This window comes from Salmonirosea aquatica (genome assembly GCF_009296315.1).
Taxonomy (GTDB): domain Bacteria; phylum Bacteroidota; class Bacteroidia; order Cytophagales; family Spirosomataceae; genus Salmonirosea; species Salmonirosea aquatica.
Window position 1 is genome coordinate 19192 of the sequence record NZ_WHLY01000003.1, and the last position, 8619, is coordinate 27810.

The window sequence follows — 8619 nt, forward strand, 5'->3', positions numbered from 1 at the left end:
TACTTCTGGAAAAGAGGCGGAACCTGGTGAAAAAGTTGTATCCAAAACTTATCTACTTTATGAATGTACCGTATATTGCGAATTAATGAGTATCAGATACAAACTACAAAAATCAATGCGGGTAGGATACGCACGGGTCAGCACCCAGGAGCAAACATTAGATTCGCAGACCGATGCTTTACGTCAGGCAGGTTGCGAACGGATTTATGAAGACAGAATATCCGGAACGAAGTCCCGTAAACCGGAATTTGAATTGATGATGGGTTTCTTACGTAAGGGGGATACCATCGTAATCTGGAAGCTGGACCGGCTGGGGAGGTCGACACGTGGGCTTATTGAACTCGTTGAAGAACTTGGCAACAAAGGCATCCATCTGGTGTCTCTCAATGATCCTATCGATACTACTTCACCCGGAGGCTTGCTAGTGTTCCAAATATTCTGTGCGCTTGCTGAACATGAGCGCAATGTCATTGTGCAGCGTACCCGTGCCGGACTCGAGTCGGCTCGTGCCAGAGGGAGAAAAGGTGGTCGACCAAAGGGATTAGCTGTAAAATATCAGAAGATGGCTCCTTCGGTAAGGGATCTTTATGAACTAGGCCAGCAGTCTACAACCCAAATCATGAATTCCTTTCAGATTGGAAGTCGCAGGACATTGTACAAGATACTTCGTCACGCCGGGGTTAGCATCAGGCCGGTTGAGCGCTCAATACGTAAGGATGATTGAAATTCCCGGGCGGCGTTCCGCTTAGCGCTATTCTTTGGTCAGATACTAAAAGAATCCCAAGATCAACGGCCAGAAAACGGGCACCCCATTATCCTCGGGCTGACGATTGCTAGTCCTTTCGATAAATCAGGAGAATAATTAGCGTTCTGGTTCCTGGGTTTTGGCTGGTTCCTGGACGGATTCGGCAGCTTTGGGCTGCTGGCTGCGCTCTCTTGCTTCCTGAATGCGCTGCGCTCCGTTTTGCTGGTTTGGAAAAACAGCTTCGTTTAGCTTCGGTTCGGCTGTCCGGGCCTGCTCCGCACGGCGCGGGGGAGTCTGCGGGCCGTAATTGTCGGTTTTGAGTTCGACATTGTTGTTTTTTAATGTCTGTGCGCTGTCTCTCAATGCCGCCTGGTCTTTGGCTGACGCATTTTGCATGATTTCTTCGATGCGCTTGGATGCCATATCGGGAAAGGGTTAGTTTCCCAAAAATAGCTAAAATCCTACAAATCGCAGTCGATAGGCGGATACCCGTATTTCAGGCAATATTCATTGATATTCAGGATACATTGCCGGGAGGATTCCGGGATTTCAGAGATGCGGCCTAAGGCCAATTGATTTAACAGCCATGCCGCTTCTTTTCTAGCCACCCATATTACTTCTGGTTCGCTCATATCATGGATGGGCGTATCATCATCGCGCACGGAAAAGGGAAATGGGACAATTTGGGCGGATGGTTTTTCCATGCGCCAATTATAGCAGGATAGAACCGGGCTATTTGCGAAATTTTGATGACGGTTTTCCCGCTGAATGTTGCGCCCGCAATAGATCATTCAAATCATGGTGGGGCTGAAGAACTCACCCTGGGGCAAAAATGACGATCCAAATTCTGTTTGGAATCTTGCTGTCCCCTTCTCTCCCGCCTTGTCATTGTCGAGATAGGTTTTTACGGCTTGATAGTCCTGGCTACGAATATAAGCCACCGTTCGGGGAAAAGAGGATAGGGAATGCATGATGATGGCATCCTCCGGCAGGGTATCCGTTCCGGTCAGAACCAAATAGGAAAGAAAATCGGTCATTCCCTCAAAAACATGCACGGTCTTGGCTTCTGCCTGGCTGCCAGGAATGACGGTAATGTCACGGGCATTTAGGGCTGATTTGAAATTGTATTTGCTCGACGCTACGCGGATTTCATAGCCTCCGGCCTGATTTTGCATCCCGAAAGCAAAATATTCCTTCCCTGTGGCAGTATTCCGATAATGTACTTCTCGCAAATATTTGCGGGCCAAGTCAGACGGTATATGCCGTTCCTTGGCCAGATAGGAGAGAATCAGCGGCTTTGTGATCGGCCTGGCATCAATCAATTCAAGCTGGCGATCTTCCAAAAAATTTTCGACCGCTTCGCGGTCGGGTTGCTGTTGAAAAGAAAAAGAGGGCTGGGGCGCGGGATTGCTAAATAACCCCGGCTGAAAGTGATCGGACAAATAGGCTAATGCATCTTTGATGCTGGTCAAATTTTCGTAGCGCATGACAAAATCAATAACCGTTCCGCCTTGGTCGCCAAAATCATTCCATATCCACTTTCCACCAATAAACGATGTGTGAAAGGACGGTTCGGCCTCCTTACGGAAAGGGGAACAATACCAGAGTTCATTTCCCTGCTTCCTCACTCGCACGGGGGAATGCCCTAGCTTGGTCAGCAGATCGGGTAAGGAAAGTTTTTTGGCCTGATCCGAGTTCATCAATAACTAAAAGCTTAGTTGCCGCCCTATTTTCTTTTCACCAGCAAAAAGAGATTTTTCAGGCGCGGGGGTTTTCCACAAAGTCGGCCCCTCTGATTAATAGTAAGTTTTTTTATTAATAGTAAGACTAATAGGTTGTCCTACCAAGTTACGGTAGCTTTCCTACCAAGTTACGGTGGATAAACAACCTTTCTCCCTACCAAGTTACGGTGGATAAATTGTTGCAAGTACTTGTTATACAGTGCTTATACACAACGCTCCTACCAAGTTACGGTAGAAATAAGTTGGATTTTTTTTGAATCGGTGCGGGGCTGCGTTCAAATGTCCATCCTTGATCGTCATAGGAAAACCGTGCATCCCGATAGGCTAGTTTTACCAGTTCTGCGGTATGACGCATTTTGGCTTTAAAATTGTCCATTCGGCCAATATCCCCTCCAAAGATTTCTTTCATGGTCGCCCAGGTGAGGAAAAGAGGCTTTTTCAGGCCGTGCAGCCGATAGGCAAGAAAGCTGTAAAAGTCGATAGCGCGGGCGTTGCCTGATAGAATCCGTAAATGTTCCAGCGCCAGCGGCAACGGGTGTTTTTGCAATTCCTGCCAGTAATCCAGGCTTAAAACGATGTGCCTTTTCCAAAGCAATAGTTGATCCGGCTTGCTGCGGGGAAATAGATCGAAACCTTTCACGATGGGCATTTGCCCATAAGCCATGCTTCCATCTTCTTCCTTGTAGGATACGCTAATCAGCGAAGAAGATAGACGCGCAATCTGGTTGCGGGCCTGGCTGATCTGATTGCCTCCATCGGTTAGGCCGATTTTTTGAAGAAACTGCGGTAGGGTATCCGCCTCGATGTCAATTTTATTGCTGCCCTGTTGCAAGGCCAAAGCGTTGATTGCTCCCAACAATAGCCGTGATTTGGGGCCAAAGGGTAAGCCTAGAAAATCATTTTTTCCGGTGTTGTGATTAGGAACGGGAAGCTGGCTGATATTAAGCTGAAAATTTCCGCTTCTATGAATATAGCTTTCGGTAGGATCAAGCTTGGTATCACGCCGGGGAAAATAGACGTGTGCCAGTGCTACCGGCATATAAATATGATCCCGTTCTTCCCTGGGTGTATCTATGCTGTCCATCATAAGCCGAATACGGCTTTCGGCGTAGCGGGAAGGCTTTTTGTTATCGGCTTTTTCAGACATCAACTAAAAATAATTGGTTGTGGATTATACAGCAGATTCACAACTAATCCTAGTTGTGAATTTATAGGTTAGTTTGTGCGTTTTTGCTCTCTTGCGATCTTGTCTTTTACAGCGGCAACCACAAAATTATGAATGGAGATTCTGTCCCGCTTAGGCAAACGATCCTGAATATCTCGTATCTGCGCCAGTTCACTTTCATAAATCTTGAAAGTGAAGGATTTCAATTTGTCCGTTTCTGGCTCCGCCTTTTGCGCCTCAGTCGTAGCCCGTACTGATCCACCCTTATTGATGGCTTCCAGCATAGCGGCATTGTTGAGTGCGGCGGGGGGCATTGCAATTTTAGATTTCTTTTTGGTTGTAGCCATTGTTTTGTTTCTGGTTGTTGAAAGAGTTTCAATATTACAACTAAATACGGTTGTAATCTAGGTTGTTATTTTCTTTTTATTATTGTTGGATTCCAGCGCATTGGTAATTCCATTATAAAGTTCTGTCATTTCGGCTACGGCTTTTTCATCGGTGGGTTTGATCTCGATTACACCCAAACCAGAAGCGGCGGCATTCGCAAAAGAGATACGGTTGCCAATGGGAGTATCTATAAATTCCACATAGGATGATTCCCGCAGTAGATCGGCGGTGTCTTCCTTATAGGTTCCGCGTGGGTCGGCTTTGTTGATGAAGGTCAGGCAAATCAAGCCAGGATTGAACGGCGACATTTCCGCTATGAGATTTTCCACTTTGCGCAACGTCCAAATATCCAGGGAGCGCGGCGCGAAAGGAATAAGATAGGCATGCGATACAGAAAGGGCGGATCGTTGGCTTACGGTGTCGCGGCCTCCCGTATCAATCACCACATCATCATATTTCTTGGCCAGCCTGGCCACATTAGCATTCAACTCGCTGCCGGTGATTTTAACGGCAGTATAGCCTAATTCTCCATTCAGGCTTTGATGTCGAAAGGAAGTAAAGTCCGTGGCGGATTCCTGATCGTCAGCATCTACGAGAATTACGTCCCGTCCCAGCTTGGACAAATAGACTGTTAAATTGGTGGCAATAGTTGTTTTGCCGCTTCCGCCCTTAATACCGCCTATGGTGTAAATCATGTTGTAATTCCAAAATAGTATTGGGTTGTAAATTTAGTTGTAAAAGCAGTTCTATCTATTGTTCTACGCAAAGGGTAGTCAAATATTTATTACTATCCCTTCGCATAGCTGCATATATCTGTAATACAGATAATTAGTCGCTCATGCTGACTTTTGGTAGTTGGTGCCAGTCCGTTGTAAATGCTGCGCTACGTCTTTCGGCTCTGGGCTGCCAGGTTCTTTTACCTTTTGTGCCCTGTACGGCAAAGCTGATCGTATCGCGGCCATACTTCCCATTAATACGATCCATAGCTTTTGAGATCTGATCCCACCTATCACGGCTTCCATTGTCAAACATACTCTGCTGCACCTGGTCATCAGGGATGATACCTGTTACGATAACGCCGGCTTTCTTGTATTCGTAGCCGGCACGGTAAATCTGGCTCAGTCCATGCAGTGCATATTTGATGAGTTCCGCGCTGTTGCCTGGGGCTGGGAATATTCAAGGTTTGGCTTTTGCTATATTGGGGCTGCTCTGGCTTAAATCGGTTTGTTTGAAGAAAGACCGTAATCACTCCGGCGCACCCCTTCTGCTCCCGTAACTTTTCCCCGCATTTACTGGCAAATGTGCTGACCGCCTCGCTGATATTTTCCATATTGGTTTGTGAGGCACCGAAAGAGCGGGAACTACAAATATTTTTGGAAAGGGTGCGGGGGGAAAGCATCGGTAAGCAGGATTGCCCGCGCAATTCCAGCAGTAGCCGAAGCCCTACAATAGTCATTTCACTTTTTACCCATTCATCAGGCAATTCGGTAAATTGTTGTGCCGTTTCGATGCCGTTTGCCTGCAACATCTGGGCATATTTTCGGCCTATGCCCCATACTTCTCCAATCTCGTAATCTTGTAGTGCAGCAAGCCGGGTTGCTTCATCTGCAATGATAAATACGCCTTCATGGGCGGGGTTCTTTTTGGCAATTCTATTCGCCACCTTGGCAAGGGCTTTGGTTGGCCCGATTCCGACGCATGTAGGAATCTTAGTCCATTGTCTAACCGTCTTACGAATATTTCGGGCGAATGTTTCCAGTTCTGAACTTGGGAAAATTGATAAGTCCAAAAACGCTTCATCTATCGAGTACACTTCCACGACCGGGCATAATTCGCTGAGCGTATTCATAACCCGTGCGGAAATGTCGCCATATAGGGTGTAATTGGAGGAAAAAACCTCGATAGCATGTTGCCGGATCAGGTCTTGAATCAAATGGACAGGCGTTCCCATTTTGATGCCCAAATCCTTCGCCTCCTGGCTGCGGGAAATTATGCACCCATCGTTGTTGCTTAATACAACAAGGGGGGCTGTGGATAGGGCAGGGGCAAAGATGCGCTCACATGAGCAATAGAAATTGTTGCAATCGAGTAGCCCAAACCATGCCATTAATCGCGCCTGAAATTGCGGCTAAATCCCTTAACTACCCCGAATACGCGCAAGTCGTCGTGTTCCTGTATTTCGATAGGATCAAATAGGGGATTACGAGAAATTAGGCATAATATGCCTTTCCGGCGCTGGATCATTTTTGCTTTATAGCTGCCGTTCAAACAGCAAATGACAATGTCGTTTTCCCCGGTAATCGAGGCTGGTATCTACGATCAATAAATCATCCTCGGTGATTCCTGCATCAATCATGGAATCTCCGACCGCTTCCACCAGGAAACAGGCGTGTTTCTTGATGTTGTGATATTCGTTTAGATCGAGCGTTGTTTCAATGTAATCATCCGCAGGACTTGCAAAGCGGTGGTGCTATTGCCGCATTCTACATTAGTCGCAAATTTGGGCAGTAAAACAGGCTCAAACTCGGTAATACCGTGCAAAATTATTTCCTGAAAAAATACGTCATGGTGCTGCATATGTCGTCACGATCAAAGAAAACTATATGCAAACTCTGTGATAATTTTCTGAAATAGCAACCGTTTCTCGAAAAATATATTTTACTTATATTATAAAAGAACTTGGTCAATGATTGGGTATTCAATCTAAATTGAACTCTACCAAGTGTTTTTTATAGTTCTGGTTTTACACCGTATTTTACAACTAATATTAGTTGTAAAAGGACTTCTTTTTACAGTTGCAGAAATGCAATTTGATTTTCAATCATTATGCCCACGGGATGATGGTTTTTTCGATGTGAGGAACGAACAGAGATAAAAACCATTCTCCGTACCGCTTTTTCCAAAAGTTTGCTTTTGCCGGGGAGTGCCTGTCCTTCAACCCGTGGGCTTGGGCGTGAAGTGGCAGGTGGCGCAGCATCCTGCCGCGAACGCTTGAAGGACTGGCACGAAGGGGGGCTTTACTCAAATTCGTTTCAAGAGGCTATGGACTGACTGAAGATGCCATTGTTGGCCATTGTTCCGATAGGTCGGAACCTGGCGGCGGTTCAATTCATCCCGAATGGCGCGAACCGTGGTGCATCCTTCGTCCCTCAATGCTTCGATCAATGGTTTCATGTGAACAGCAAATTCGGCAGCGGCCTGGGCATTCTTCTTGCTCTCGATCTCCTTTCCATGTCGGCCTAATTGCACTCCACGGCGCTTAGCCGCTTGCAATGCATCCTTAGTACGGATGCTGATTTGCTCCCGCTCATGCTCCGCGAATGCAGCCAGAAGATGCACCATCAATTTATTGGCGTAGGGATTATCTACCGCTTTAAAGTCCACTTTGCTTTCCATTAGGTTTGCAATGAACGCAACATTGCGGCCTAAACGGTCGAGCTTCGCTATAATGAGCATGGCTTTCTGTTTGCGGCATTGAGCAAGTGCGGCCAGCAGCTGCGGGCGGTGATTTTTCTTGCCGCTCTCGATCTCGGTATAATGAGCCGTGACCTGGTAGCCTTCCCGGTCTGCGAACATGCGCACGGCTTCTTGCTGGGCTTCCAGCCCCAGCCGCTTTTCCCTGGCGGTCAGTTGATACACGGTAATAGGCGATGGCTTTTTTCATGGCCCGAATATAGCTATTCTAGCCGAATTTGTTCAACTACATACGGTCGTTTTGTATAGGAACAGTTTCAACAAACTGTTCATAATTTTAAACCAAAGCTGCAAATTATATGGTTAAAAGCTTCTTGCTTATACCCTCGATCTTCTTACTTTTGAAATTTACCGTGGAAATACGCGCATGTACAAACAGTTATATAAGGAGTTGTTAGCGAACAAAATCACGCTGGCAAAATGAGGAAGAAGTACGACTTGGATGGATAAACGCCCTCTCAAATGCTCTTGGAATTTCATTCGATGCGGAAAGGGGTAAAAAAGATTCCAGTTACAACAATGTAATTATAGAATTTAAGGATAGGGGACTCTTTAATGGCAGCGTAGATAGTCCTAAATTCAAAGAAGCACGAGATCAACGCCTTAAAAAAATATATATCCGAACTGCTTTCAAGAAAACATTCCTGAAAGCGATTATATCGGAATCGGGATTGACGCTGAGCACATATTTTTTGCCCAAGTAGTTGACGGTGAAATAAAAAACGGTCCGCTTCTACCATTGTCCGAAACTTCGGTCACAATGGTGGCCACAGCTTGTATTGATGCTTATAGGCGAGCCGTCACATCTGCAAATTTGATTGAAGATTTTGGCCTTGGGGTCCCTCATTGGCACTAATGCTATGACGGCCTTGGTGGATCACATTTCGAATAAAATTCGAAATAGTGAGCACTCAAAAGAGAAGATGCTCTTTGAAGAATGGCAGACCCTCTACGGCCAGATTGCGGATATAGCCTCGGAGCAAGATGGACGAATTGAAGCATTATTAGGTTTTGCTGCCACGACCAGTAAGAAATTGAAAATTCCTGTTTCGCTTTTTGTAATCCATACTTATAACTCGTTTTTGATTAAAGTTTTGGCGGCTGAG

Annotated in this window: 11 protein-coding genes and 2 pseudogenes; 2 read left to right on the forward strand and 11 right to left on the reverse strand. The window is 46.1% G+C overall.

Annotation, left to right across the window (positions count from 1 at the left end; translation table 11 throughout):
* Nucleotides 1-115: 115 nt before the first annotated feature.
* On the forward strand, nucleotides 116-724 hold the full coding sequence (locus GBK04_RS28575) for a recombinase family protein (RefSeq protein WP_152755868.1): 609 nt from the start codon (nucleotides 116-118) through the stop codon (nucleotides 722-724).
* A 138-nt stretch (nucleotides 725-862) separates the two neighbouring features.
* Here GBK04_RS28575 and GBK04_RS28580 read toward each other — a convergent pair whose 3' ends face one another.
* From GBK04_RS28580 to GBK04_RS28615, 11 genes and pseudogenes are all read right to left on the reverse strand, one after another.
* Nucleotides 863-1168 (reverse strand): hypothetical protein, encoded by a 306-nt coding sequence (locus tag GBK04_RS28580; protein WP_152766448.1) that lies wholly within the window; start codon nucleotides 1166-1168, stop codon nucleotides 863-865.
* A 38-nt stretch (nucleotides 1169-1206) separates the two neighbouring features.
* The gene (locus tag GBK04_RS28585) at nucleotides 1207-1449 is read right to left on the reverse strand and encodes a hypothetical protein (RefSeq protein WP_152766450.1); all 243 of its coding nucleotides are present in this window, start codon (nucleotides 1447-1449) and stop codon (nucleotides 1207-1209) included.
* An 87-nt stretch (nucleotides 1450-1536) separates the two neighbouring features.
* Nucleotides 1537-2445 carry a DUF8464 domain-containing protein gene (locus GBK04_RS28590; protein WP_152766474.1) on the reverse strand — a complete coding sequence of 303 codons (909 nt, stop codon included), beginning with the start codon at nucleotides 2443-2445 and terminating at the stop codon, nucleotides 1537-1539.
* A gap of 268 nt (nucleotides 2446-2713) precedes the next feature.
* Nucleotides 2714-3634, reverse strand: coding sequence for a replication protein RepA (locus GBK04_RS28595; RefSeq protein ID WP_152766456.1), 921 nt, complete (start codon nucleotides 3632-3634; stop codon nucleotides 2714-2716).
* Nucleotides 3635-3702: 68 nt separating this feature from the next.
* Nucleotides 3703-3999, reverse strand: a complete 297-nt coding sequence (locus GBK04_RS28600; RefSeq protein WP_152766459.1) for a hypothetical protein — start codon at nucleotides 3997-3999, stop codon at nucleotides 3703-3705.
* Nucleotides 4000-4056: 57 nt separating this feature from the next.
* Nucleotides 4057-4734 (reverse strand): AAA family ATPase, encoded by a 678-nt coding sequence (locus GBK04_RS28605; RefSeq protein ID WP_152766461.1) that lies wholly within the window; start codon nucleotides 4732-4734, stop codon nucleotides 4057-4059.
* A gap of 133 nt (nucleotides 4735-4867) precedes the next feature.
* Nucleotides 4868-5182, reverse strand: coding sequence for a DUF4113 domain-containing protein (locus tag GBK04_RS31330; RefSeq protein WP_373331499.1), 315 nt, complete (start codon nucleotides 5180-5182; stop codon nucleotides 4868-4870).
* Nucleotides 5091-6146 (reverse strand): Y-family DNA polymerase, encoded by a 1056-nt coding sequence (locus tag GBK04_RS28610; RefSeq protein ID WP_373331496.1) that lies wholly within the window; start codon nucleotides 6144-6146, stop codon nucleotides 5091-5093. The genes GBK04_RS31330 and GBK04_RS28610 overlap by 92 nt, the downstream gene beginning before the upstream one ends.
* 92 nt (nucleotides 6147-6238) lie before the next feature.
* A pseudogene (locus tag GBK04_RS31335) lies at nucleotides 6239-6283 on the reverse strand (hypothetical protein); the annotation flags it as partial.
* Between the two features lie 7 nt (nucleotides 6284-6290).
* Nucleotides 6291-6482, reverse strand: a pseudogene (locus GBK04_RS31340) (LexA family protein); the annotation flags it as partial.
* A gap of 578 nt (nucleotides 6483-7060) precedes the next feature.
* Entirely contained in the window at nucleotides 7061-7678 is a 618-nt protein-coding gene (locus tag GBK04_RS28615; protein WP_373331497.1) for a recombinase family protein, read from the reverse strand.
* 653 nt (nucleotides 7679-8331) lie between these two features.
* Here GBK04_RS28615 and GBK04_RS28620 point away from each other — a divergent pair.
* The coding region (locus GBK04_RS28620; protein ID WP_373331498.1) for a hypothetical protein at nucleotides 8332-8619 on the forward strand (288 nt) is incomplete at its 3' end.